Origin of the sequence: Pseudomonas sp. 18-147 (assembly GCF_051048045.1) — a bacterium.
GTDB classification, from domain to species: Bacteria; Pseudomonadota; Gammaproteobacteria; order Pseudomonadales; family Pseudomonadaceae; genus Pseudomonas; species Pseudomonas aeruginosa.
This window is the reverse complement of sequence record NZ_CP182296.1, coordinates 2551004-2576177: the sequence shown is the minus strand read 5'-3', so window position 1 is coordinate 2576177 and position 25174 is coordinate 2551004. Positions and strand designations below refer to the sequence as shown.

Genomic DNA, 25174 nt, shown 5'->3' with positions numbered 1-25174 from the left:
GCACCTACTGAGCGGTAGTCCGCTATGGTAGCTGCCGCTGGAGCGAACCACCTGCTTTCCAGCGATCCCACATCAGCGCCTTCTGGCTTTCGGTGTAATAGATCCGAGATCTTTGTTTCATCTGCAACACTCCCCCCTGCTTACACAGGGCTCAGCGTGTTGCGTTCGCGAATTGCTATTTGTGCTGACCCGCATTTTTGCCGGCACCCTAGCAGTTGTAGCGCTGGTGATTCTGGCGGCGCGTTTTGGGCCACTGATGTTGGTCATCGTGCTAACACTCGCCATAATTCATTATAAATCTAGGCGGGCGCACGACTCCCAGCATTAATCGTCATAAGCAGGGGCCCGCTGGGCTCCTGCTGCATTTTTATTCTTTGCTAATTGACACGTACGAATGGCCACCAACACAACAAAACTCTTTCTCCGCATGCCTTTCCTATAAAAAGCCACACGCAATACAACCAAAATCCGACACCCACCCGAGCAACTTAATAAGAAAAACTACTTCCCCTCGCCACCGGCCAGCTCGCAAAACTTCATATAGTCAACTATCTGCACTTCCTTACCACTTACCCGAATCAATCCCAACTGCTGCAGCTTCGTAAAAGATCGAGAGACCGTTTCCATGGCCACCCCCAAATAATTCCCAATTTCTCCACGAGACATACTTAAACGAAGTGTATGCGCATAATACCCTCGAGCTCGAAATCTAGCAGACAAACTCAGCAAGAAGGTTGCGATTCGCTCCTCAGAAGACTTCTTAGACAAAAGCAGCATCATTTGTTGGTCTTCCCGAATTTCCCGACTCATAACCCGCATCAATTGACGCCGCAACTGAGGGATCGCCTCAGCCAATTCATCCAGTCGTCCGAAAGGTATTTCGCAAACGGATGTAGGTTCGAGCGCCTGAGCAGACATTGGATATTCTCCGCAATCCACTCCAGCCCAACCGAGAATCTCACCTGGCGATTGAAAACCTGTTATCTTCTCCACACCAGTGTCTGTAATACAGTAATTCTTTATCATGCCTGTGCGAATCACGAATATCGACCTAAACTCTTCGCCTTGACGAAACAAGAACTCCCCTCGCTCTAACGGCCTACTACGCCTGACCATTTCATCGAGAATATCAATCTCACTGAGAGATAACGAAGACGGCAAACAATGGCTTGCCAAAGCACAGCTACCACAGTGAATCTGGCGCCGCACAATTTGCCGATGAACTCCATCCATAAAGTCAGTCTCAGAATCAATTTTTCGCGTCAAGCACAATCACATCACGACCCAGAAACAACACTCCGAAAGATTTCCTTCTTCAGTTTAAATAATTCATCACCAAGCGATGCCCCAATAGAGCCTCGAACCTGGACACCGAAACAGAACCCAATGCAGCAGCGCGATGAAAAACAACACCAGATAGAAAGAAAATCAGATAAACGCTAATAGTCGAAGCAGTAAACGCCAGAGCTAATGGTCGCGAGCAAGAACTCAACAAGCAATGTCCCCGGACACCTCTAGGTGTGTCCGCAGACACCTCGGACTGCAGCAGGCTGTCGCGCAAATATCTAACGCAAACTTCAAAAGCCCGTCTGACACCCAAATACGAAAACAAAATATTATCGGCAAGGAGCCTGTGCTTACCTAAAGGCAGGAAAGCCAGCCTAGAGAAAAATCCTTAAACCAAACGCCCTAGGGCTCATCTAGAGCCAGCGTTTGCATGCCTAATGGAAGCTACTCACCGCCATGAATACCAACAGCTCAGCCGTCCTTTCGATGTCGAAAGGGCAGTGCGCCAAGTAGTACTCGGCTTAGCGTTGCGGCAGGGCATGAGGAACAAGCTCGGCATCCAAACTTCGTCGGATCACTGATCCTCAGGGACAAGAGCCCAAACAGCTCCTGCCCCAGGGGGGGCATCTCATTTTTGCCTAAGACAATCAAACTAAAGCTTGGGTAAACCAAGTTGGGGTGCCAGAATTGGCGCCACCGGTATCGACAGCCATGGTGCCGCCCCACCCGGAGCTGGATTCAAGAGTGGACCTTCAAGATGCAATCCTAGCGCTGCTGCTTGCTGCGAAAATTCACGGCACCGATAGCGCCATAAAGGCCACCGCAAAGCGGTGCGCCAAGCAACTTCCTCGCAGCAAGCGCGACATACTCTTCAATATTGCGACCAGCTCTGCTCCATTGAAGCTGGTCCACCAGATCGCCGCGAATCTCGACTAGGCCATACCCCTAGGCATCCTCGAACGGATGAGAGGAACAGCACAGACTAATCAAGTCTAACGGCGCCATGGCCTCGCAGAGACGATGCAGTTAGCAGCAACTAGTATCCCGCCACGCAGGCATTGATTGCTGCCGGCAAAGCTACAAGCTTTTTCCCGGTACTCACCTGACGCTCCAGCGGCACTAACCTCTCTTCCTTAGAGATTCGATTAGCATTCGCGCTGTCTGTCACAGAGGGGGTGAACCCTACCGCCTTCATTTGAACTAGCGCTTGCCTGTCCTTATCGACCGTCTGCTTAAGCTTTTTTTCAGCTTCAGCCATGTCGTTGTAAGCCTGGTGTTGCTGATCCAACACTCCCTTGAAGTCAGCAGCCTTCACAGGCTCGCTCTGGATGGTCTGCAACCGAGTGATGAGGCTTTCTTTCACTTTTAATGTCGCCTGCACAATTGTTGCCGGCAGCTCGCTAGCGGCCTGCTGCGTTTCCGCACTGCCTTGCTGAATCATTCCCCACTCCACCTCATCGTTATTGGTGGTAAACACATGACTCAGCATGCACTCTAGAGCCTTTCGTGCTCCGACATAGGAGGCACTCTGGATGTTGTATTTGTAGCGTTCACGGGCCGTCAGCCCGAGGATCGACATACCCGCGCCAGTATTCATCAGGCCGGTCTGGTCAGCCACCGCCCCACCTACGGCTGCAATAGTCCCCACTGTGGTGAAATCACCGCTGCCCCAGTCTCTCTTACTGCTGTCAGTGCTGTGCTTGTTGATGAGTACTCGCAATCCTTCCGCATTTTCCGAAGCAAGCGACAGCTGTTCAAATTTTGCTGGGTTTGGCGCCAGCTGCGGGGGCGGATAATTGACAATATCGTCCGGCGGGACGGGCCAACTATCTTCCATCAGCGACCTTGTACAGCCACCTAGAAATGGCATCAGTAACGCGAGCAGTATCGGAAAGACAGTTCGGCGATCCATAGGTCCTCCATGACATGCGAAGTGGTAATCGCTCGAAAATAGACCAACCGGCCATGCTGTCAACGCGCCATCCCACCTAATCCCAAACAACTGCTCTGTGCGGATTTGGCTGAACCAGTACCAGCGAGCAATTTTACGTTTAGGACGACCACTACCGACCTAGAGAGGTGAGTACACAGGCTCGTTCGCGCAGGATTTTTGGGGACTGAAGTAGGGTGTCGGCGATTTGCTATACCTGACCGGGCGCCCGGCTCAAGCATTGAAGGGACACCACAGACAGCCTGTTGCACTGGAGAAACACATCTTGGCGCTCAACGAAACCCGCAACCCCGCCCTCATCAAAATCCTCGGTCTTGTGATGCAAGACTTGCAAGAAGACTCAGGACCCACGCCCCTCCCACCTGACCTTGTTGGATCGGACCAACCATCGCTGAATAACGACCTGTTACCAGACGAAGTTGCGGCAGGTTCCAATGTTGGAGCGCTAGGCACGCGGTCGCCCACGGCTGAAGAAAGTGCCATCGGCAAGCAGGTGCTGGATGGTGCCCCCTCAGCGTGCACTCCCTTCGAAGTGGCGAGCTACTTTTGGGCCGTTGGCCAAGGATATTTCGGTGAAGATCGAAAGCCGTATGCATCAGCCTGGCCATCTCGCTGGAACCCGGTAATCGTCGAGTTCTTCAAGGCAACGCAAACCAAGCCCGACGGCGATACGACCTCGTGGTGTGCAGCCTTCGTCAATTACTGCCTCATGCGGGCCGCCAACGGCCGCACGCTGCCTACTGACTCAGCGCCTCCAACTAATAGCGCCAGAGCGCTGTCATTCAAAAACTGGAGCAAGCCGACGACCTCACCCGAGCCTGGTGACATAGTCGTGTTCGATAACATCACCGATGGCGAAGGCGGAAAAGGTCACGTTGCCTTTTTCTTGGCTGATCAGGGCGACCACGTACTGGTGCTCGGCGGCAATCAGCGTGATGGGACTCCCCCTCGATCTACAATCTGCCGTAAGGCCTACACCAAAAACGGCTCGATCCTGAAAGTAGTCAGCTACCGCACTGATTCGCAGCTGCACCCATAAGCGATCTGTGCATAGCTAGCCAACCGGCTCCATACCAGAAGGGGGAAGCAAGCCCCCTTCTGGAACCCGCAAATCCATACCCGCGGCTTGGAGCCCAGCATGTCCCTCCTCGCCTGGCTCAGTCGGAAACCCGCTGAGCCACTGTCAGAGGCTTCTCCGCAATATTTCCACTTAGAAACGATGGATCGCCGAATTTACAGTGCAGCTGACTCCAGCCTGCGTGGCATTCAGCTAACAATTCGGAAATATCCTTGGAGACGCCCGGAGGGAAATAAAAAAGGCCGCTTTCGCGGCCTTTTTTATTAATTCTGTAACCAAGACTCTACAACGTCATTGCCAAACTCTGCCTTCCAAGCTTTCAGCACCTTATGGTTCCCGCCTTTGGTCTCAACAATCTCTCCGCTATTCGGATTCTTGTAGACCTTGACGGCACGAGCCTTGCGCTGAGAGCTGGCTCCTCGGGCCTGCAGCTTGCCACCAACGGGGCGAGAGTCAGGATCCAAGATAGATACGATATCGCGCAGGTTCTTGTCGTACTCCTTCATGAGAGACTTGAGCTCTTCCTCAAACTTGATCTCACGCTTGAGGCCGGCGTCGTTCTTGAAGGACTCGAGGTAGGCAAGTTGTTCTTGAAGTGCCTTTTCCGCAGCACGAAACTCAGCAAGTTTAGAAATTTTATTTTCCTTTAGAACTCAGCCGGACATCGTAAGGACACAATAACCCGAAAATAAACTGTCAGCAAGCTACATCCGATGAACATTACTCAGGAAAGGCCTGCTTCACAATCAGGAGAAAAGTTATGTGTGCTTGCCTTCGTCAAATTTCCAATGGGCACGAAGTAAAAATCTATACCTAACCCACCTAGACAAATAATCCCCTAGAATTTAACAAGTAGAACCGCCGTTCTGCGTTACGACAGCTCCACCCTAGCTAGACACACCTTCTACTGGTCTGTCCCGGTCTGATTGGACACTGACTTAAGGTGGACAATGCCCACCGCAAGGAGTGTTCATGCCCCAGCCCAGACGACGTATTCCCGAGTCCTTCAAACGCGAGGCGGTAAACCAGGTGCTTCCTGGTACGCCGCGTCGCCATGTATCGCTTTCATTAGCGACCTTCTTGGCGGTCGAAGCCTCGAATAGGAAGTCCCCCATCGACGGTATGAGCCTGACATTTGGCCTCGCCCGGATAGATATTTGAATGTCAATGTCCGGGCATACCCTAATGTCAACGTCTAGCTCGACGTCATGAGCACCCGCTAAACGTCATTAGAAGTCCTATCTATCCACAGGTCTATTGCTGCCTCGACAGCGGCTGAAGGCAAGTACTCCTGTTCCAATCGCCCCTTTTTTTGCCCTAATAGGTGCGAGTAAAGTTCCTTTTCCTCACTGCAAAGTCCGGACGGAGGGTATACCTGAGCCGTTACGGGCTCTTCGACTGCGGACCCTGGGGCGTATAACTCATACACATCTCTTGACATGAGAAGAGCAGAAATATCGGGACAAAGCACTCGGACACTACTGAGCATTAGAAAGCCCCAGCTATCTATGTCCCCCCAATAAGCTAGCTGCTTCTCCCGTAACCAGGACGCCGCCATCCACTGCAGATCGAGGCCACATCCAAGAACCGCGACGGCGTCATCAAGAGCAGGTAGTTGATGAAGGCACTTTTCGTTCTCAACGACAATGAGCCGAGAACCAGGAAGCCGAGACTCTTTTAGCTGAGCTGTTGTGAGCCGGAGCTTCTTGAATGGAAGTAGCCCATCGCACAAAGGCGCCACAAGGACCCAATGCTCATTTTCTTCAAGAGCCCCAAGGAACGTGTTTAGCCCCATCTCCGAAGGCTCACCTTGAAAACGCTCATCCAGCAGTCGCGTAAGCAGTCCAGCGTTCCGCTCGAAGAACTTCGTGTCCACCCCATGCTCGGCCAACAAGCGCAGGGGCCGCCCCATGGCGCATCCTGGCTGGAGACGCAGGGCCAAATCTGCAGCAGCAATGACCTCCTCTGGCTTTTTCTTTAGCCAGAGGCTGCGCTGAGTAACAAGCAGCGCTCTGAAAGCCACATCTACGCTCTCAACGATATGCTCAAGGTCTGCATATTCCCTACAAACCGCGGCATCCATTGTTGCAGCGATCCATTCCGATGGAGTGCGTAGACACCACTGAGAAGGAAGAAGGATTGGTTCAGCGCCAGCGCGATAGCTGACTGGCTCCCAATCCACCAACCCGATTGCCACTTTCTTCCACGACTCAGCATGGCGTTGCACAGCGCCAGGGTTCTGCGAAAACTCTCTGGCGCTTGGAACCCCTATTCGCATGCAGAGCGGCCACTCACTTAGGCCAAGAAGCCGCTTGCTACGTGTCTCTGCCTGATACCACTGACGAGCTAGCTTTCGGCTGATCTCAAGTGGTGGCTTCACTCTGCACCTTCATTCGCTGCTGATAGTGCTCATCCAAGGCTTCCCAGCTGAGCGAAACCAAACTGGAATCCATACCTCTTCGGTGCACCACGATCGCCGATCGAGTGTGGTGGCGCAGCAGCCGCATTTCCTTGTTTGGAGTGATGAAGATGGCATGCAAACCGAACTCCCGGAGAGCCCCGATGATTCGAGCCGCGACGGCATGAGAGCTTCGGGAGAAAGCTTCATCCAGGATGATGGAGCCAAAGAGTGGCCTGCTACTGCCATCTGGGCACAGGGCATAGCTCAGCGATGCCGTTAGGACATGAGAGGCGATGATTTCTTTCTCGCCACCACTCCCACCTTGTGAGCCCGTCCGGGTTTCAATTGTGTTGCCTGTATTCCGATCGATCACCGAGACCGCGAACTCCAACCGGAAGCGAGGATCCAGTAGTGTGCGAGCGGCCTGAGTCCGATTTCGCTCACAAGCCTCGCGCAGAATATCCACGAGCTCCCGAAGGGCCTTGTAGTGACTCTCCCCTTCGTCATCAATGAACCTCGCCGAGTTGAGGGCACGTTGCGCACGCTGCAACGCACGAATGCTGTCGTGCGACACCTTGTTTGCGATCAGCCTCAGATACCGCCCCGCCTGGAAGTCGACCCGGCACATCGTACTGTTCAGATCGTCCAGTCGCTCCTCAATTAGCGCTACCTGCTGCTCGATGTAGCTCAACAATTGAGTGACACCATCGTCGGAGGAGCGGTTCAGGTAGTCCCGGAATCGCTTCAGCTTCTCTGGCAAGGCCTCTTCAGTGAGCACCCTCAACCGATCCAGGTATTTGTGCACGTCATCGAGCTCTCGCCCTGCGTCTACCAGAGCCCCAGTGTCCTCTTTCAGCGCATCCGACATTTTCTTTGCGAGCTCGGTTTGAAGCTTACTGAGCCTGTCCTTGAGGCCGCTGATCTCACCCTGCAGACTCCGAGTGAACTGCAGCTCAAGTTCGCCAATCTCTGCCAAATACTTCGGAGCGACCTCTGGAAAGTACCTAATCGCTAGCTCACGCTCCTGGTCGCTCATACCCACTTCCGACCGGCTAAACGCTTTGCGCGTACTCGTTGCCGCGTGCTCGAAGCGGGTATCTACCAGAGCTTTCTTTGCGATCGCCTGTTGATGCTGCTTGTCTAGTGTGCCGACCAGCTCCGCCGCCTGGTCTGCGGCCTGCTTTGCTGCCGCAAGATCAGTATCGGGTTGGAGCAATTCCTGGATCCCCTGATTCAGCTCGTCGAGCTGCTTCTGCGCTCCCGGTAGGTCAATGTCCGCAAAATCGACATGGCTGATTTGCTCGAAAGCCCGAATCTGGCCTTCAAGCAAGCTAACCGCAGCTAAAGCATTTTTGAGCTCTTGAGCAGCTTGCGCTTGTCGCTCAGTGACTTCCTGAATTTGACTAGCCAACTGGGCCAAACGGTCGCGGTTGTCGAAGCCCGTGAGCCAGTCATCCTCTAATCGCAATTGATCCTGCTTGTCGTAGAAGCGGGCCTTACCCGACATGAGGCCTTCAGCAGTCATCGCATGAGGAGTAGATCTCAGCACCTCTGGGCTGTCGACGCAGTGCCGGTCATTCTCAGCAAGAAGTGCCTTAAGTGCCTCGCGGTAGGGATGATCCTTGTATGTGAGTTTTCGAGTAAAGCCATCCGGCATGAAGACTGCTGGTGACTCAGGGTGCTTCACCTCCAGCAAGCGGACATGCAGTCGGTTATGCCGGTTATTGATCCAACGAAGGGCATGCTCGATGGACTGCGGCGGTACCAAAATCCGTAGGCGGTGGCCACCAATTGCCCGCTCGACGGCCCCTCTCCAACGATGCTCTTCGCTTTTGACCTGGACGAGCTCTGCTACAAACGGCAGTGCGCTGTCGTCAAGGCCGAGCTCCGCGGCTAAATCAGAGCGAAGGCTTTGGAAATCCGGACGCAAATTTGAGCCCGGTCGGCGCTCAACCTCTTGCCGCTCAGTTTTAAGCCTCGCGAGTAAACTCGACTGCTCACTCTCTGCGACGCCCAGTTGGAAGGACGTCAGTTTGGCTTGCTCTAGGTCTGACCTCAGAGCGACAAGGCGCGACTCTGCCGTAGCCTGGTTCTCTTGCAATACCAACGAATCGAGATCATCTGAAAGACCAAGATTCCGAGCCAGCGACTGATACTGCTTTGAGTCGATCGCACGCTTCGAAGCAATTTTGCTCCAATCATTCACGCGGGCTCTCAGCTGATCAATGTTGGTGCCGCCTTTCAGCAGATAGAGCTGTCGCAACTCATCAGTGCGCTGCCTTTGCGCCTCGAGCAGCTCGTGGGCAGATGCCACCTCCGCCTCGGCCTGCCGACTCTCAATCCGCAACCGTTCCGTTTCCGCCAGCCACAAACGGTGCCCCTGCTCCGCATACCAAACAGGTACAAGTCGCTCTAAGGCTGCCTTCTCGCTTGCCTGGCTTTCCAACGATTGGTAGCGCGACCACAGTTCAGCTATGGGCTCCAACGTACGCTGCTGTCGGCGCGCAACATCCAATTCACGATGGATTTCAGTGAGATCATCAAAGCTGTCAGCCACCTCTGCAGCACGATCAAAGGCCGCACGATCATCCAGCACCAGCTCACGAAAAATCTCGTCAATGCTATTGAGCTGCTTCAGTCCTGAGGCTCGATTCAGGAGGTTGAATGCGTTCTCTCCAACCTCAAAGAAATCACGTAGCCGGGCGAGGTACTGCTTCTTGCTTTGGTACGTCCAGATCCCCGCTTCCGAGCTCCCCATCTTATTCAGAGCAGCCATCCCGCCCTCGTGCTGAACGCTCAACCAGTGTTCAAGCGTATGGTCAGGAGAGGTGCTGAATATCCAGAGCTTCTTCATGTCTGCGGCAGATGAACTAGTGCCCTCGAACCAGAGCAACGCACCAAGCCGAACCATCCCAGACTCACGGTTGAGCGTCGCGGAGATTCCTGTAACCGTCTTGCCAGAACGAGCGATGTGGGACTGCCCAGCACTCCCGTCTCCTGGACCGGTGACACCACGAACATACGAGGCAAGATCCCTGTCGCTGTCGTGACCACCGGTGGATGCCAGGTTGTACCGCGGACTCGCGCAGATGAGGGTCATAAGCGCATCGACGAGGGTAGTCTTGCCGCTCCCTGTCGGGCCAATGACAGCTGTCCCAGCACCGTCAATCGGCGCCCGATGCAGCCCTTGAAAGCCGCCCCAGTTAAACATCTCAACTGAGGTGAGAACGAAGGTTTCGCTATCCCGCCACAAAGCTTCCTGCTTCACTCTTCGACCTCCATGGCCGCGTCAATGGGGTCACTTTCCAGTCGCTGTTGGTCCTGAATCCAAGCTAGCAGAGCCTGCAGGTTCTCAGGGTTCGCCAAGTGGGCAATGATCGGGCGAATGATGATGTTGTCATGCGCATCCGGAGTGGACACCAAACCATGTCCTTTCAACTGATCGAGTAGCGTGAGAACGCGGTTGCGCTCTTTTGCATCGCTACCCAAATCGCCAAGGTAGACCTGTAGCTGCGGGATCAAATCGTCCACAGCGACCTGGGCAACAGTCGTCCCGATACCACTTTCCTGCTCTGACACAATGAAGTGCTGACGCAGTATCGCGATGAGGAGGGATTGCTCGAGGTTCAGGCGCTGCCTTCGCACGAGTGGGTGTGACCACTCATCTGGCTCAGCGCGTACGTCCTGTCGGACTGTCACAAAGGCAAGCCCTCTTATCTCGTCGATACTGACGCCCAGATCGAGGGGCTCAAGGACGCTCGCAATTTCAGCGACATGAGTGACGGCTAAGCGATAGAGGTTGGGTTTATGACTGTCCTCCAGCAACCCGTACTTAAGAAGCTCCTGCACGGTCTCTCTAATGCGACCATGAGTACGACCACTATCGTCGGATGGCTCGTGAGGCTGAGGGGGCGCCGCTTGTTCTGACTCATCAGCAGGCAGCTCTGCCGGCCGCTGATCATCCCCTGCCGAATTTGCCAACTGATCGAAAATTCCCGCCATGCTCACAACTCCCAATCAATATCCTTGAGTGCAACGCTATCCATACCGACGAGAGGAAGATGGAACCGCCAACGCTGCTGGTCTGAGTCAACCAACTCCACGCTCTCAGCCTCATCCTCGTACACATGGAGACCCGCCTCACGGGCCATCCCTAACCAAAGAGAAAATGTCTCCAGGTCATGTGTAGGCGGCAGCAAAGCTGCTAGTTCTCCAAGGCTTAACGGCCTTCCCTGTTGAGCCAAGACCGACAGGGTTTCGCGGATGAGCGCATTTCGATCCAACCCATCAAATGCATCCCAAAAGTCCGCATCGATTTCGTCTAACCCAGCTGAAACAACATCTAGATTCAGCTCTGCATCCGCGCCCGTACTGACGTCTTTAAACCGCAGGCGCTCAACAGACGGGATGCCCGAGATCGGAATCCCGATAGGAGGCAGTGGCACAGCTTTTCGACGCTGGCTTTGGCGCTGCCAATCCAACCCCAGCGCAGCATTGAAAATGTCGTGGAGCAGTTGGCCAACGCGATGGTGCTCAAGGGCAAGCCCGGTCTTCATGAAACCTTTGACGTCCCTCTCGCTGCGCGCTCTTGCCTGGAGCACTGACTGAGACTCTTGGACCAGTCGCAGGACTAGCCACCGCATTTCTTTCTGCTGGCTACGCTGGAGCGCTTTGGAAGCAGCAGGATGCCGAAGAATCGTTCGGACCCGCGCACGCATATCGTCCAGTTCAATGGACTGTCGGAGCTGCTGCTGGAAGCTATCGAACACCCGCCCTTCAGGTGTGCTCAATAGCGAGTCTTGTCCATCGAGCAGCAGATCGACTATGTCGCCACGGTGGTACTGCTCGCTAATGATGGATTGGCGAAGCGCTCTATCTGCGTCGCGCCAAGAGTCCTCGACCCTCCTGAAATCAGCGCGCAGGCTGGTCGCCAGGCTGTATACCTCTCGAATTCCCTCGATAGCCTGGGCCTCATCAAGAACGACAATGTGGCCTGCTTCAACTTGCTTCAGCTCAAGCTCGAGATCGTGAATTCGACGACGTAGGCTGGCGATGCGGCCAGCAGGGCTGGGGTTCAGGTTGGTCTCGAGATTCTCGATTTCGCGCTGTACGACAGACAAACGCGACGCCGTAGACGTCATCATTCGGCTGTCTAGCGACTCTACAAACTGAATTGCGACCTCTAGAGCATCGGTTGCATAAACTCTGCCTTCACGCTCGACGATCAATCGCCGCTTGATCCATTCCCGCAACTCGCGCCCCGCCTGGAGCTGGACGTTGTCAGCATCGATCTCGAATAGCTCTTGGCTTGCATAGCTGGACAACAGCTCTGACAAGCCTTGCAGCGCATCCTCTACAACGATTCCATCGTTGGCCCTTTCGAATAGAGTGCGGAGACAGCTAAGGACCAGAGGCGCTCTTCGGGAGGCCAGAAGCAGCCAAGCCGGATGCTGGCTACGAGAGGAAACATAACGTTCGGTAAGGTGCTGAGTACTCTCTTCCATGTAAGTCTCTCGGCCGAATCAACTACCACTCGAAATGACACCTGCTATCTGGCGTCCGAGCCTCGAACTGAACCTCGTCGCTACCCACAGCTCCCGCACAAGCGGTTCTTGCTATGACGAGCCAAGAAAGTTCTCCTTGATGCCCGGTTCTCCAATCACGTTCAAACTGTTGCCACTGCGAATACGCTTGTCTTCCGCTTAGCTGGCTTTTTTGGTGCGGCGGCGTTGAGGAACATCACCACCTCAAGTGCTCGGATCGGGGACTCACATCGACCAGCGCCATTCTGAGACTAGCCGTTCACGCCCATCTGGCATCGGAGCCTAGCCGGCGTGGAATGCGCACCGTCAAACACCCTGACCACTCATTTCTCAGCTCGACTACCCAGTTGAACGAGATGACTGTGCAAGGTCTCACTCTACCACCTTGCTACGCCCAATAATGGCGTCTCAGAATCCGGCCATCAATGAATATAGGTTTGACATTTATCAAACAAAATCGAAATTTCCTGGCCGACAGCCCCTCCCCTCTATTGCATTAACAAGGTAAAAGCTATGGGCCTACAGCAACAGAAGAATGGCGCTCCTCTGGAAGGACACCTCGGGCCTGAAAAGCATTAAACTCCGAGCCAGTGCGCCCCACTACTTAACTGATTCTCAAGCCCAATCTCAGAGCCTCGCGCACTCACCCTCTGTGTAGACTGGCAATCCAACTTGGTCAGCAGACATGAAAACTGTAGATACTGTTTCAGCCGCTTTAAGGGAATATATTTCAAACGCTGAAGAGCATGAGTTCCTCAGAGATCATGACGCCAGATTCGAAAAAATAAGAACTTCGGTAAATAAAAAATCAGCCGACCTGCGTCCTCCACTTAACGTAATATCTAAACGCCTTTACAAGATAGCCGACCACTCCTTTTACTGCCTAGAGCTTTTTCAATACAAGTACTATTTACTAGCAAAGGGAATACTTCACGCCCTAGAAAGCAATAACCCACTGTCACTGGCAAACAATTGCCGTTCACTACTAGAGCAGATAGCCACGCTAAATTATTGCATGCAAGCCGTCGAAGAGATGATCAACAACCTGAAGGACCAAGGCACGCTAGATAAAATCAACAATATAATTTTAAAAGCAGAGACGACCCTAAAGAGAACCTATGCTGGCCAAGGAAGTAAAAAGGGTATCCCTAAAGAAGAGGAAGCCATCCATGTAAGCTCCTCAATAAAAGAACTGCAGAAGAAAATCAACGACGCAGAAAGCGCGTATGACTATCTATGCGAATTCGTCCACCCAAATCATGGAAACAACCTACTGATTTCCAGCGGAGTGATAGGAAAGGGAATTATAGGGAGCCGCGGAAATTCAGACGAAGCCATAAAGAGGATCGCATCTATCAGCTACAATCTCTTGGATTTTAGCCGAAACGTGAACAGTATCGCTTACCCTTACCTTACTTGGCAGACGCACCACTATGTAGAAATCTGCCTCCAAAAAGGAGCAAAAATCACCAACGTCTTTTCAACTAAAAGGCCAATCCCTCAAGGCGACGGACGCTCAAAAGAAACCGCGTTCTTCTTTAAAAATGCGAGAACAAGCCAAGAAGCAACAAATTTAAGCTACCAATATCTCATTGAAACCGGGCACAGCATCGACCTTCAAAAAAAGATAATTGGAGGCATCGAAAAGGAAAACGGAAAACTATACATTTATGACAACTGGAAAACCAATTCCGGCACAATCTGGTTCAAAATCCCAGGACACGAGGGCATTTAACAAATCTCCCATTAAAACTCATCACCATAGAGTCCATCACTTCCCAGCGCCAACTCGAAAAATCTTTATTCTCTCTGACGATGCTGTATCGAGCCATAAGGCGCCAGATTCAACTCCCGTTCATAGCGACAACAAGAAAATTTGCACCAGCACGAAAATCATATAACTCAGTCAGCATGATGCGATGGATCATGCTGACTGAGTTAGGATGCAAACCATGTTCTATGGCGAATAAGCCCACACACCACGACTACTATTCAACAGGAATCGATGGGTCGTCGAATTCAACATTATCAACCCTAGCCCTCAGCGCAAACTCAAGATCCTTCGCCTGTTGTGACCAATTTATATTCGCGGCCGACTTACTGCCATGAGCGCTGAGTTTACCAAGCCCCCTAAGAGTCCACGGAAGAAAATTCGCTATTACACCGTTAACAAACGACACGAAATCTTCGAACATTGTCTCTACAGTTTCCGGCATCGCCTTCGAGGTCTTCTTACGCAGCCCTTCAAATATCAGGCGTAGACTTTTCCTCAACAGCAGACCTTCCAATACCTCTTCGATATTGCTAGCTTTAACAACATTCCTATGATTATCCCTCTCGAATATCATCTGCAACGTCGTATTTGACTGCTCTGGCACCGAACTAAACCGCCTCAAAATCTCGCTATAGAGCCCCGCGCCGACCTCAAAGGATTGTTCGGAAAGAAACTCCATCATTAACCTGCATGTCCCAGGCGAGAACCCACTTAGGTTGGCCGCCCGACCAAAATCTGTAAGCCTTATCGGACTATTAACAACTGCCATTGCTCCGCCTGGCTGCTGATCATCCAGAATTGATTGTGCAGTCTCAGACAAGATTCTTTTTACGTTCTGTTTGCCATCGGTCTGCCCCGCATAAGACGCGTTAGTCAATTCCGATACTATATCTTCGGAATTGGGATGCTCTGCAATACACGCAAGCAGCTGCGCGCTAATGGTTGCCTCTAAGAAACTCTTCCCCTCAGGTGGATTTTCACGCCAATTCCCTCCCATGGTCGACGCTAGAGGCGATGATGCAAACATGACTTCCTCCAAGCGCTGTTTGATATTTCGCCTATTCTGAAGGGAAGGAGGCCCCATTAGGTTTTCGAAGAGAATTGTATCGCCTTCGGAAAACGCACCTGCCCTACCGCAACGACCCGCAATGTTGCGAAATATCATCGACTTCATATCCGTCCCGGTATCGCGCATGCTAGTAAGCCAGTGAGCGACAATGGTCCACCGGAACGGAAGATCTGCGCCTTCAGCGAGCGTAGTTGTAGCGCAAACCACCGACAACACACGCTCGCGAGTCAATTTTTCTATATCGCGCCGCACATCGAAAGGCAATGATGCGTTGTGGTACGAGACTCCACGCTTAAGACACTCAACGAGAAAGTCTAAATAGGGGTAGCGTTCAAGAATGCTAGCAGCAATCCCCGCCACTTCGTCATCCTCGACTTCCTCGCGACCGGCTAGCAATTCTCGAGCGAGTAATCGTGTGTCAACCTTTCTTGGGCAGACGATCAGACCTGGCGAACCCAGTCGACTCAAAAGATCTCGTGCTATCGCACCGACGTTGGCAGCTGCGCTCTTCTCGTTAGGTTTGGGGAATTGAGCTGGTGTAATTTTTCCCGGCAGGTTGATTCTAATAGGCTCAGAGATCTCTGACGTTGGCCTCTCTTCCGCAGGGCGGAGTGTATCTGTCCCATGAATCCAATACATGTCCCCATTCGCGCGGCACATAGCCAATCGACGAGCAGTAGGCCTCCACCCGATTTGGTGTAGATCCTGTGCTGTCACACCAAGCCAAGCGCAAACCGCCTCTGGCTCTGTCAACACAGCCGAGAGCCCAATAATACGCAGCTTTGAATTAGTCCGCTGTAGGAGTCGAATCCGTGAAATAAGACCCTCCACGCGCGCACCCCTGGCCCCATTTTCTAAAATATGAATCTCATCGAAGATTACAGTTCGAAGCCGGTCAATATCTTCTCCAGCACGAAGCCAACCGTCAAACCTTTCTGGAGTAGCAACAATAACCTCGCCCTCAGCGAAACTACTAACAGCCTCGGATTGAAATCCGCCAAACATCGGGATAACAGGGAAAATTTCGCGAAGACGATTCTCGAGCGAGCTTCTAACTTGCTCCCCTACGGCAACGTACGGAGCCACATAGACACACAAGCCATTATCAGCCAAATCGGCAGCGATGCATGCTTCAGCAATAAAAGTTTTGCCTGTGCTCGTCGGCAGAGTTAATAGTGTATTACGTCTATGCTTAGCAATCCGCTCTTTACTCAGAAGAATATGCTGCGGTGGCAGCAGAGTTACCATGCCACTTTTAATAGTATTTCTGACGAACCCATACGGAATTTCTGATGCAGCATCTAGCAGATTAATAGTCGCTAATCGTTTGGCTTGGTAAGCGGCCATCCGCCCTCCAAGCAATAATGCACCCTCCGCGAGGGTTCCAGCCATGGATACTTGAGAAAATATTCTGAGCGCGGATGCGAATGCTTCGGCGCGAGCTGACACGGAGCTGTGGTAGAAAGTTCGTTTCCAGAAGCGTCGAAACCTCTTGAACTCAGCCTTATTTGAGCCATTTATCTCGTCCGACTCATATCTAACATCGTAACTAGAGGGTTCGCAAATGGCTGCAACCATGCGAAAAACCTGACTCTTCCTGATATAGCTCGGATCGACATCAGCCAGTACAGCACGAGCACTTGGAAAATTACCGTGCATAGCAAAAGCGAGTGCAGCATAAAACGAAAGATCGTTTAGATCTTCATCAATCGATAGATTCTCGTCACCTAGCAGGTCGTCAAAATCATCGTCCACGGGACGTTTTTTAGCCTGCCGTAAGTGCTGTGCCGTTGACTGCAAAATCCGAGCTGCAGCTACCAAAGGTCTCGCTTTGCTTTCATCATCAAGAGCCTCAAGTGTCTCTTCGTCCACGCGGATTTGAAACGCATTAATGCACTTCAAAGCAGTCGCTACATCAACCGGATCCTCGGTTGGAAACGTTGGTTCGACTCCCCTAGCCTTTGCCGCGGAGGAGGCAGCGCTGTCGAGAAATCTGACAGACTCAGGGAGCTCGCTCATGGCATAGTACTTCCGTTATTGGAAAGATGAACAAGGCAGTTAATGAGGTTATCTATTGCGATACTCCAAGGCTCAATAGTTTTCGCCCCCCATCCTTGTTTCTTAATCTTCTCGGCGACAGCATCCAATGCGGTAATCGCCGCAGAGTCTCCTACTGTGCGATCATGCACTAAGGTTGGTAAAAGCCGAATGCCTTTACAGTCCTTCGCTTGAGGTAAGAAAAGCCTACTCACTCGTTCAAGCTCGTCTTCCTCAAACTCATGCACAACCATCAGGTAGCCCATCAGCCAGTTGTGCCTTTGGCCTAAGGACCCTGCGACGGCCGCTTTGCCTAGTAGCTTTTTGTAGTCCTTAACGAGCTCATTAGCATAGGTAAGACGGGGAGCGCCAGTAGTCTTAACTTCCATTATGTAAAGACGATCCTTACTCTCGTCCCCCCCTGGATCTAAATGGACGATGGTAATATCCAGCCCAGTCGGAGCACCATCTTGATGGGGAGTCAGTGCCCCCATAAGTGCGAGCGTATACCCATTTTTCTTACCAGATAACCCACTAGCATGCGCGACTCTAGCCGACAGAAACTCGCCGAGATTTCCCTTTCGGCCGGTGGTTAGAGTGTCTTTCGTGATTTTCGCCGGCCATTCTTTTGTGACTTTATCAAGCTCGGCATATATCCATTTGTAAAATGCTGAGCAATCGGGATTTCCCCGAATAAGCTGTATCGGCCATCCATTAGACGATGGCGAGGAAATCTTTGTAAAAGCCTTTGGCATCACACTCCCTGTCCAGCACATGGCCGTTGCAATTTGGGCAAGGCCTTCTGCCACTATCATAACGCGATAGCTGTGGTTTTTTTACTAGCCAATGCGAGAATTCACCTCATGACACTCGGGAGTTTCTCAATGCCCTATACAGACACGCCAAACGCTTCGCCACCTCCGCTACACGTGGACCACGATCGCTCACTCGTCTGGCTGTTTCGAGTTTGACCTCTTCGGGGCCACGCTAGTTGCTCATGGCAGCTTCTGATGAACCTCATTATGAGGCTCGGAGGTGTCTACGAAATTAGGGGCGATTCAGGCCTTTCAGCTATCCACCCTAATAATCTAAAGCTAACCAGCGCTAAAAAAAGATTCAACAAGCAAAGCGCCTTCCCTAGACAACTTATACTCAAGTGAATTTCTATTATTGTTTCTCATGAAGCGCGCACTAGATATATATTGCCGACACTCAAGAAGCCCGCGTTCCAGCAGATCCGGAAAATAACTAGCCGGAGAACACTGGAGCCATATACCCAAGCCACTAGGCCGCACCCACCCTCCATTAGAGTAAAGTACCTGAAGAATCCTCACCTGATCCTCACTGAGCCCTTCCATTACACCCCTTGAAACCTCACAGCCATCCAAATTAAAGTAGAAATCATGGGACTATAAAAATGCAATCTCAATGAAGAATCTTCGCCCCATCAAAACTCATGCCATTTGCCCAATAGTTCTACGGAACCGCCAAAGCGCCGAGAGGAAAAAGAGCAGCCCAATAGCAAATATAAGTACGAATTGCCCCCAGACTATCGAGATCCCTGCCCCACGAAACAGAACGGCCTGGGCCAACGAGACAAAGTGCGTTGTTGGGGCCAACAGCATGATATTCTGAACTAATGCAGGCATGCTCTCCCTAGGTGTCGTCCCTCCCGACAATATTTGCAACGGAATTAGTATTATTATAACCAACAGCCCCAACTGTGGCATCGACCGCGCGACAGTCCCTAAAAATACCCCCATTGAAGTGGTAGCAAAAAGATGTATAGCTGCGCCTATCAAAAATAGCCAAACCGAACCATTGAGTGGAACGCCAATCCAAGAATGCACGACTAGCAGCAAAGAAATAGCCGCAGCTATTAGAACCACAAGTCCCATAGACCAAATTTTTGCCAGCATGATCTCAAACGCGGTCAACGGCATTACCAATAGATGCTCAACAGTTCCATGCTCACGTTCCCGAATAAGCGCAGCCCCCGTGAGAATTATGGATAGCATGGTAATTTGGTTTACCACTTCCATAACCGCACCAAACCACGTCTGAGTTAAATTAGGGTTGAACTCCGCCCGCACAGCCAGCCTTGCCGACATCGACGGATCACCACGATATCGATTGATGAATTCCCTAACCTCGGTATCAACAATGTTCTGTATGTACCCGGCTCCAGAGAAGGCTTGAACCGTCTGAGTCGCATCAACATTCAACTGAATCTTCGGGTTTCGCCGAGCAAGTACATCTCGCTGGAAATCAGGAGGAATATCAAGCGTAAAGCTATACAGCTCTGTATCCATCCCGCGATCCATTTCAGCCTGATTAATTTCGGAGGGAGTCCGAAAATAAGGAATTTGGAAGGACCTGATTATCTGCTTAGACAATTGAGATTGATCCTCATCGACTACAGCAATAGATGCATTATGCAGAGTCTCAGGAACCCCTGTTGCGGAGCTGTACACTCCAAAAGAAAAAGCCCAGGCAATAAGGATCAACATCGCATAGTCTCGACCTAGACTACGAAACTCCTTAACACCAAGATTAAAGATATTTGCAATCTTCTTCATGGCTCAATCTTCCTGTTTCTTCAGGAAGTACACACTAAGCAAAGTCAGCACCACTGCCATCACCACCAGAGGTAAGTAGTAAACCCATAGCTCGGCGAACCCCAATGCCTTGGAGAAGGCGCCACGACTAATAATCAGGAAGTGCGAGGTCGGGTATAGCCTGCCAATTAGGGCAGCGACACCCTCTAACGAGGACACAGGGTGTATCAGACCGGCAAACTGGATGGCCGGGATCATAGTAGCGATGGCGGTGCCAAATACTGCGGCGATCTGGCTCTTCATGAAAGTCGAGAGCAGCAGGCCCAGTCCCGTGCTGGTCACCACGTAGAGGAAAGCGCCGACCAGCAGCGCAAGGAAACTACCCTTGAGCGGCACCTGGAACAGCAGCACAGCCATGGCCAGCATCAGCACGAAGTTGATCATGCCCATGCCGATATAAGGCAGTTGCTTGCCGAGGAGAAATTCCAGGCGCGTCACCGGCGTGACGTAGAGATTGGTGATCGAGCCCAGCTCCTTCTCGCGCACCACGCCCAGGGCAGTGAGCATCGCCGGGATCATGATCAGCAGCAGAGGAATCACTGCAGGAACCATGGCTTTAAGGCTTTCTACGTCCGGGTTATAGCGATAGCGCACCTCAGTACTAGCCACCGAACTAGCTTCGGCATTGCCACTCTCACGCGCTAATTCAGCCAAGTAACTTGAATGCAGCCACTGAATGTAACCCTGGACTGTCGTGGCCCGGGTGGGCATGGCTCCATCAATCCAGACTCCAATAATCGGGGCATTACCCCGCTTAAAGTCACGACCGAAGTTCGGTGGAATTTCTAGCGCTAAACTCAACTCCCCACTACGTAAACGCTGATCGAGTTCATCGGGGGTTTCGATAGGCGAATGCTCGATGAAGTAACGTGAGCCTGCAATATTGAGAGCATAGTTTTGACTAGTGGTAGTTTGATCGCGGTCGAGTACAGCAAAGGAAAGATTCTCTACGTCTACGTTGATGCCGTATCCGATGATGAACATCAGTAGCGCGGTACCCAATAGCGCCAGAGTCAGGCGGATCGGGTCACGGCGCAGCTCCATCGCCTCGCGGCGCGCGTAGCTGAACAGACGCAGCCAGTTGAAGCGGTCGCTACCCTTGTATCTGGTTGGTTCAGCTGACTTTTCTGGTGCGGGCGAGGTTTCGACTACCGGCGCGCTGCCGGCCGCCTCTTCCAAGTAGGCGATGAAAGTGGCTTCCAGCGTCGGCAGGCCGCGCTTGTCGATCAGGCCCTGCGGGGTATCGCTGTCGAGCACCTTGCCGGCGTGCATCAACGAGATACGGTCACAGCGTCTGGCCTCGTTCATGAAGTGGGTGGAGATGAAAATGGTCACACCGTCGTTGCGCGACAGCTCCACCATTAGTGCCCAGAAGCCGTCGCGGGCCACCGGGTCGACGCCCGAGGTCGGCTCGTCGAGGATGAGAATTTCCGGCTTGTGGATTACTGCTACAGCCAACGACAGGCGCTGGCGAATGCCCAGCGGCAGGCTGTCGGGCAGTTCGCCGCGGACCTTGCCGAGGTCGAAGCGCTCGAGCATCTCCTCAACCCGTGGGCCGATCTCGTCGGCCGGCAGATGGAAAAGCTTGGCGTGCAGTTCGAGGTTCTGCAGCACCGTCAGCTCGGCATACAGCGAGAAGGCCTGGGACATGTAGCCAACCCGTCGGCGAGTCTCCATGTCATTGGCGTCCACTGGCTGGCCGAACAGCGCGCAGCTGCCCTCGCTGGCCGGCAGCAGTCCGGTGAGCATCTTCATGGTGGTGGACTTACCGCAGCCGTTTGAGCCGAGGAAACCGAAGATCTCCCCGCGCTCGATGCGGAAGCTCACATGATCCACAGCGACGAAATCGCCGAAGCGGCAGGTAAGCCCCTCGGCCTCGATGGCGATCTGCGGCGCACCCTCGCTCCGCTCGCGCGGCGGGATCACTAGCTCGTGGTGGCCGGCGCGCTTGCGCTCCGGCAGTAGCGCGACGAAGGCAGCCTCCAGGCTTTGCGTCGCCGTGCGCTCGCGCAGCTCGGCCGGCGTGCCAGTCGCGAGTACCTTACCGTCGTCCATCGCCACCAGGATGTCGAAGCGCTCGGCCTCCTCCATGTAGGCGGTAGCCACCAGCACGCTCATGCCCTGGCGGTCGGCACGGATGCGCCCGATCAACTCCCAGAACTGGTTGCGCGACAGCGGGTCGACGCCGGTAGTGGGTTCGTCGAGGATCAGCAGATCGGGGTCGTGGATCAACGCGCAGCACAGCCCAAGCTTCTGCTTCATACCCCCGGAGAGCTTGCCCGCCGGGCGCTCGGCGAAGGGCGCAAGCCCGGTGCTCTGCAGCAGGTCGGCGATGCGCCGCTCGCGCTCGGCCTTGTCATGGCCGAACAGGCGACCGAAAAAGTCGACGTTCTCGAACACCGAGAGCGTCGGGTAGAGATTCTTGCCCAGGCCCTGGGGCATGTAGGCGATGCGCGGACACACCGCACGACGGTGGCGGACGTCGCGCATGTCGCCGCCAAGAACCTGGATTTCACCCTCCTGCATCTTCCGCGCACCAGCGATCAGCGCCAGCAGGCTGGACTTGCCGACGCCATCCGGACCGATCAGTCCAACCATGCGGTTGGCCGGGATGTCCAGACTGATGCCCTCCACCGCGTGAGACTTTCCATAGCGCAGCGAAACGCCAGCCAGACTGGCTACCGTCTGTGCATCAATCATTGTGGGACCTTGATCTGCAGAAAGGCGGGCCACTCAGCCTGCGGGGCGAGACGCAAGTAAGCCATGCCCGGTACGCCGGTCTTCACGTAAGTGACGTATTTCTCCAGCAGCGCCGGATCGAGGCGCGCCTTGACGCGGAACATCAGCTTCTCGCGCTCGTTAGCAGTCTCCACGGTCTTGGGGGTGAATTGCGCAACGCTGGCCACGTAGGACACCTTGGCCGGAATCACGTACTGCGGTAACGCGTCGATCACCAAGCGCACTTCCTGGCCGAGCTCGACCTTGCCGGCCTGGCCCGAGGGAAGAAAGAAGGTCATGTAGACGTCGGCCAAGTCGACCATATCCAGCAACTTGCCGCCGGCGGCCAGCACTTCGCCCGGCTGCGCGACGCGATACTGCACACGGCCGCTGCGCGGCGCCTTGAGCAGGCTGTCGTCAATGTCCGCCTGCAGCCGAACAGTGCTGGCGGTAGCCGCTTCGATGGCTGATTGCGCCTCGATCACCTGGGAGCGCGCGGCGGCGATGCCGGCCTGAGCCGAAACCACCTGCGAGCGCGAAGCCGCCAACGCAGCCTGGGCGCTCTGCATCACGGCGCGATCATCATCGAGTTGCTGTTGTGGCAGGGCGTTGCGCTTGACCAGCTGCTCGGTACGACTGAAGCGTTTCTCTGCGGCTGTGAGTTCAGCCTGACGCTGCGCCACCACGGCCTCCGCGGTGGCCTTCTCACTCGTCCGCTGGGCAACCAAAGACTCGGCGGTGGACTTCGCATTCTGCGCCCGACGCACCTCGGCTTGAGCCTGGGCCAACTGAGCTTCGAGAACCTGAGTATCCATGCGCGCGACCACTTCGCCGCTTTTGACGAAGTCGCCCTCATCAACGTTGATTGACGCGACTCGACCAGGCAGTTTGGTAGCTACATCTACCTCGGTAGCCTCTATTCGCCCGTTGGCAGCAGCAAACTCTCTACCAATAGCACTAGGCCTAAGCATTACCCAAACAAGAGCAACAACCGCTATGCAGACTAGAAGTAAGCCGACACGGGGCAGCCATTTTTTACCCAATTTCATCTCTTGCCCCAAACCAAATCAAAAAACAAACGAAACATGCAATCGCCCCTACAGAATTAATTTATAAAAACAATCTAATTATCAAAAATACAAACTACAACACCCTCCGAAGACCGGCCGAAATCAATCGACTCATTGCCACACAAATTAAAATCACTAGACACAGAGCCGCTAGTCAGCTCTATTGCCGCACAAGAGCTAATCAAGTCATCAACACGCCAGCAACGTCCCCTGACACCAAAAAAAATGTCCGCAGACGCCCGACGAAGGTATCTATGGACATACTGAGAGCATCCAGATATCTATACACAACCCGCACAGGAAGAATCATCCACCCAAAACAGGAGCACCGAGTGGTGAGTAGGATAAGTGCCGGACTAGCTGCTCAACTGGTGAATTTCCTTGCCAGTCAAAATCTCGACACAGTGCGACTCTGCAAAGAGTCCGGAATCATCATCGACGAATTAAGATCACCGAGTAAGTTTATTTCAAGATCCAGCGTACTTCGACTAATGGAGCTAGCAGAAATTGAGAGCGGCAACCCAGACATTGGACTGAAGGCGTACCAGCACCTTCTTCCAGGCGCTTTTCAATTAGTAGGATATGCAATGATATCCAGCGCCAATTTAAAAGACGCACTATTGGCATTAGTGCGTTTTTCTACCCTTCTCGGAAACGGCTTTACCGTCAACCTCACACAAGAAGAAGATGGCATACGCCTGTGGTACGCTGACAATACAGAAGATAGAATTAAGAAATCCCGAGTCTTTAATGACGTATTACTATCATCAACTCTTGGACTATGCCGCTGGATGACTGGAGGAAAACTTCCTGCAGCACGAGAAATTGAATTTATGTACCCTACCCCGCTAGATATTTCAGAGCACCAGCGGATTTTTGACTGTCCCTTACGCTTCGGCAAAAATCGAAACAGCATCCTATTTGATCAAGATGCACTGTCTATCCCCCTAAGCACTGCCAATGAAGCACTCGCACTACTCCACGGCAACCTAGCTGAACATCAAAAATACTCCTTAAATAATGGATATTACAGCGAGCGCACACGAGCCCTGTTCATCAAACGCCTCGGGAGCCTCCCCTGCGATATGGGCTCCGTAGCAAAAGAATTGAACATCAGCACTCGCCTCTTACAACGCGAACTTACAAAAGAGGGAAAAAGCTTCAAAGAGATTTTTAACAGCACTCGAAAAAAACTAGCCGAGCACTACTTAAAAAACTATCCATCCTACTCACTGGAGCACATATGCATACTGCTTGGATTTAAAGAAATCAGCAGTTTTCACAAGGCTTGTCTACGTTGGTTCGGCACTCCACCCGGGAGCTTTAGGAGCACCAACGCGGGGACTCACCTACCTGGAGAGCTCAGTAAAACACTCGCCCCTAAAGCAACCCCTGACCGCCCTTTTGTGAAAGAGCCGTGAGAAATCCATTAAGCCATTCATGCCGACTACGAAGCCCTTCCACGGTAATATGAGAATATGGGCAATCGAAAATTGTCAAACCAGACACACCTGACTCATACCCGACATCAAAAGGCTTTCTGACCTCTAACCCAGAACAATCCTCAAGATCATAATTAACTAGCATAGAACCACCTCAAGCATCTCTAGCGCAGTTAGCCAGCACAC

The 25174-nt window shown here is 52.9% G+C and carries 17 protein-coding genes; 5 read left to right on the top strand and 12 right to left on the bottom strand.

Annotated elements, in window-relative coordinates:
* Positions 1-501: 501 nt before the first annotated feature.
* The gene (gene fnr / locus ACM0M4_RS12515; RefSeq protein ID WP_031690895.1) at positions 502-1233 is read right to left on the bottom strand and encodes a fumarate/nitrate reduction transcriptional regulator Fnr; all 732 of its coding nucleotides are present in this window, start codon (positions 1231-1233) and stop codon (positions 502-504) included.
* Positions 1234-1998: 765 nt separating this feature from the next.
* On the opposite strand from fnr, the gene ACM0M4_RS12510 reads away from it, so the two are divergent.
* Positions 1999-2223, top strand: coding sequence for a DUF7740 domain-containing protein (locus ACM0M4_RS12510; RefSeq protein ID WP_216664332.1), 225 nt, complete (start codon positions 1999-2001; stop codon positions 2221-2223).
* 100 nt (positions 2224-2323) lie between these two features.
* On the opposite strand, the gene ACM0M4_RS12505 is transcribed toward ACM0M4_RS12510, so the two are convergent.
* Positions 2324-3199, bottom strand: a complete 876-nt coding sequence (locus tag ACM0M4_RS12505; RefSeq protein ID WP_225030714.1) for a hypothetical protein — start codon at positions 3197-3199, stop codon at positions 2324-2326.
* Positions 3200-3503: 304 nt separating this feature from the next.
* On the opposite strand from ACM0M4_RS12505, the gene ACM0M4_RS12500 reads away from it, so the two are divergent.
* Positions 3504-4277, top strand: a complete 774-nt coding sequence (locus ACM0M4_RS12500) for a CHAP domain-containing protein (protein WP_078451189.1) — start codon at positions 3504-3506, stop codon at positions 4275-4277.
* A gap of 302 nt (positions 4278-4579) precedes the next feature.
* Here ACM0M4_RS12500 and ACM0M4_RS12495 read toward each other — a convergent pair whose 3' ends face one another.
* Positions 4580-4951: a histone-like nucleoid-structuring protein, MvaT/MvaU family gene (locus ACM0M4_RS12495; protein ID WP_033975301.1), complete on the bottom strand. Its 372-nt coding sequence runs from the start codon at positions 4949-4951 to the stop codon at positions 4580-4582.
* 337 nt (positions 4952-5288) lie between these two features.
* On the opposite strand from ACM0M4_RS12495, the gene ACM0M4_RS12490 reads away from it, so the two are divergent.
* Entirely contained in the window at positions 5289-5477 is a 189-nt protein-coding gene (locus tag ACM0M4_RS12490; protein ID WP_124101425.1) for a hypothetical protein, read from the top strand.
* 58 nt (positions 5478-5535) lie between these two features.
* Here the strand turns inward: ACM0M4_RS12490 and ACM0M4_RS12485 are convergent, their stop codons facing one another.
* Genes ACM0M4_RS12485 through ACM0M4_RS12470 form a run of 4 tightly spaced genes read right to left on the bottom strand, consistent with a single transcriptional unit; the run spans position 5536 to position 12221 of the window.
* On the bottom strand, positions 5536-6696 hold the full coding sequence (locus tag ACM0M4_RS12485; protein WP_031690890.1) for a Wadjet anti-phage system protein JetD domain-containing protein: 1161 nt from the start codon (positions 6694-6696) through the stop codon (positions 5536-5538).
* Positions 6680-9985 (bottom strand): ATP-binding protein, encoded by a 3306-nt coding sequence (locus ACM0M4_RS12480; RefSeq protein WP_171889859.1) that lies wholly within the window; start codon positions 9983-9985, stop codon positions 6680-6682. The genes ACM0M4_RS12485 and ACM0M4_RS12480 overlap by 17 nt, the downstream gene beginning before the upstream one ends.
* A complete protein-coding gene (locus ACM0M4_RS12475) occupies positions 9982-10719 on the bottom strand; it encodes a DUF4194 domain-containing protein (protein ID WP_031690888.1) in 738 nt (245 codons plus the stop codon). The genes ACM0M4_RS12480 and ACM0M4_RS12475 overlap by 4 nt, the downstream gene beginning before the upstream one ends.
* 2 nt (positions 10720-10721) lie before the next feature.
* Positions 10722-12221: a DUF3375 domain-containing protein gene (locus tag ACM0M4_RS12470; RefSeq protein WP_078451188.1), complete on the bottom strand. Its 1500-nt coding sequence runs from the start codon at positions 12219-12221 to the stop codon at positions 10722-10724.
* 724 nt (positions 12222-12945) lie between these two features.
* Between ACM0M4_RS12470 and ACM0M4_RS12465 the strand changes: the two genes are divergently transcribed.
* The gene (locus ACM0M4_RS12465; protein ID WP_124101426.1) at positions 12946-13995 is read left to right on the top strand and encodes a hypothetical protein; all 1050 of its coding nucleotides are present in this window, start codon (positions 12946-12948) and stop codon (positions 13993-13995) included.
* A 253-nt stretch (positions 13996-14248) separates the two neighbouring features.
* Here the strand turns inward: ACM0M4_RS12465 and ACM0M4_RS12460 are convergent, their stop codons facing one another.
* The 5 genes from ACM0M4_RS12460 to ACM0M4_RS12440 all read right to left on the bottom strand — a co-directional run bounded on the left by ACM0M4_RS12460 (position 14249) and on the right by ACM0M4_RS12440 (position 23525).
* Positions 14249-17122 (bottom strand): DEAD/DEAH box helicase, encoded by a 2874-nt coding sequence (locus ACM0M4_RS12460; protein ID WP_225030715.1) that lies wholly within the window; start codon positions 17120-17122, stop codon positions 14249-14251.
* On the bottom strand, positions 17119-17895 hold the full coding sequence (locus tag ACM0M4_RS12455; RefSeq protein ID WP_078451187.1) for a hypothetical protein: 777 nt from the start codon (positions 17893-17895) through the stop codon (positions 17119-17121). The genes ACM0M4_RS12460 and ACM0M4_RS12455 overlap by 4 nt, the downstream gene beginning before the upstream one ends.
* A gap of 699 nt (positions 17896-18594) precedes the next feature.
* Positions 18595-19719 (bottom strand): ABC transporter permease, encoded by a 1125-nt coding sequence (locus tag ACM0M4_RS12450; protein ID WP_031690885.1) that lies wholly within the window; start codon positions 19717-19719, stop codon positions 18595-18597.
* A 3-nt stretch (positions 19720-19722) separates the two neighbouring features.
* Entirely contained in the window at positions 19723-22458 is a 2736-nt protein-coding gene (rbbA, locus tag ACM0M4_RS12445) for a ribosome-associated ATPase/putative transporter RbbA (protein WP_031690884.1), read from the bottom strand.
* Entirely contained in the window at positions 22455-23525 is a 1071-nt protein-coding gene (locus tag ACM0M4_RS12440) for an HlyD family secretion protein (protein WP_031690883.1), read from the bottom strand. The genes rbbA and ACM0M4_RS12440 overlap by 4 nt, the downstream gene beginning before the upstream one ends.
* A gap of 356 nt (positions 23526-23881) precedes the next feature.
* On the opposite strand from ACM0M4_RS12440, the gene ACM0M4_RS12435 reads away from it, so the two are divergent.
* Entirely contained in the window at positions 23882-24967 is a 1086-nt protein-coding gene (locus ACM0M4_RS12435; RefSeq protein WP_161558079.1) for an AraC family transcriptional regulator, read from the top strand.
* Positions 24968-25174 lie beyond the last annotated feature (207 nt).

What these genes read in the sequence shown, in the direction of transcription:
- ACM0M4_RS12460 (WP_225030715.1), bottom strand. Translation starts at nt 17,122, where the DNA reads ATGAGCGAGCTCCCTGAGTCTGTCAGATTTCTCGACAGCGCTGCCTCC.
- ACM0M4_RS12440 (WP_031690883.1), bottom strand. Translation starts at nt 23,525, where the DNA reads ATGAAATTGGGTAAAAAATGGCTGCCCCGTGTCGGCTTACTTCTAGTC.
- ACM0M4_RS12470 (WP_078451188.1), bottom strand. Translation starts at nt 12,221, where the DNA reads ATGGAAGAGAGTACTCAGCACCTTACCGAACGTTATGTTTCCTCTCGT.
- ACM0M4_RS12450 (WP_031690885.1), bottom strand. Translation starts at nt 19,719, where the DNA reads ATGAAGAAGATTGCAAATATCTTTAATCTTGGTGTTAAGGAGTTTCGT.
- ACM0M4_RS12505 (WP_225030714.1), bottom strand. Translation starts at nt 3,199, where the DNA reads ATGGATCGCCGAACTGTCTTTCCGATACTGCTCGCGTTACTGATGCCA.
- rbbA (WP_031690884.1), bottom strand. Translation starts at nt 22,458, where the DNA reads ATGATTGATGCACAGACGGTAGCCAGTCTGGCTGGCGTTTCGCTGCGC.
- ACM0M4_RS12455 (WP_078451187.1), bottom strand. Translation starts at nt 17,895, where the DNA reads ATGCCAAAGGCTTTTACAAAGATTTCCTCGCCATCGTCTAATGGATGG.
- ACM0M4_RS12465 (WP_124101426.1), top strand. Translation starts at nt 12,946, where the DNA reads ATGAAAACTGTAGATACTGTTTCAGCCGCTTTAAGGGAATATATTTCA.
- ACM0M4_RS12475 (WP_031690888.1), bottom strand. Translation starts at nt 10,719, where the DNA reads ATGGCGGGAATTTTCGATCAGTTGGCAAATTCGGCAGGGGATGATCAG.
- ACM0M4_RS12490 (WP_124101425.1), top strand. Translation starts at nt 5,289, where the DNA reads ATGCCCCAGCCCAGACGACGTATTCCCGAGTCCTTCAAACGCGAGGCG.
- fnr (WP_031690895.1), bottom strand. Translation starts at nt 1,233, where the DNA reads ATGGATGGAGTTCATCGGCAAATTGTGCGGCGCCAGATTCACTGTGGT.
- ACM0M4_RS12510 (WP_216664332.1), top strand. Translation starts at nt 1,999, where the DNA reads ATGGTGCCGCCCCACCCGGAGCTGGATTCAAGAGTGGACCTTCAAGAT.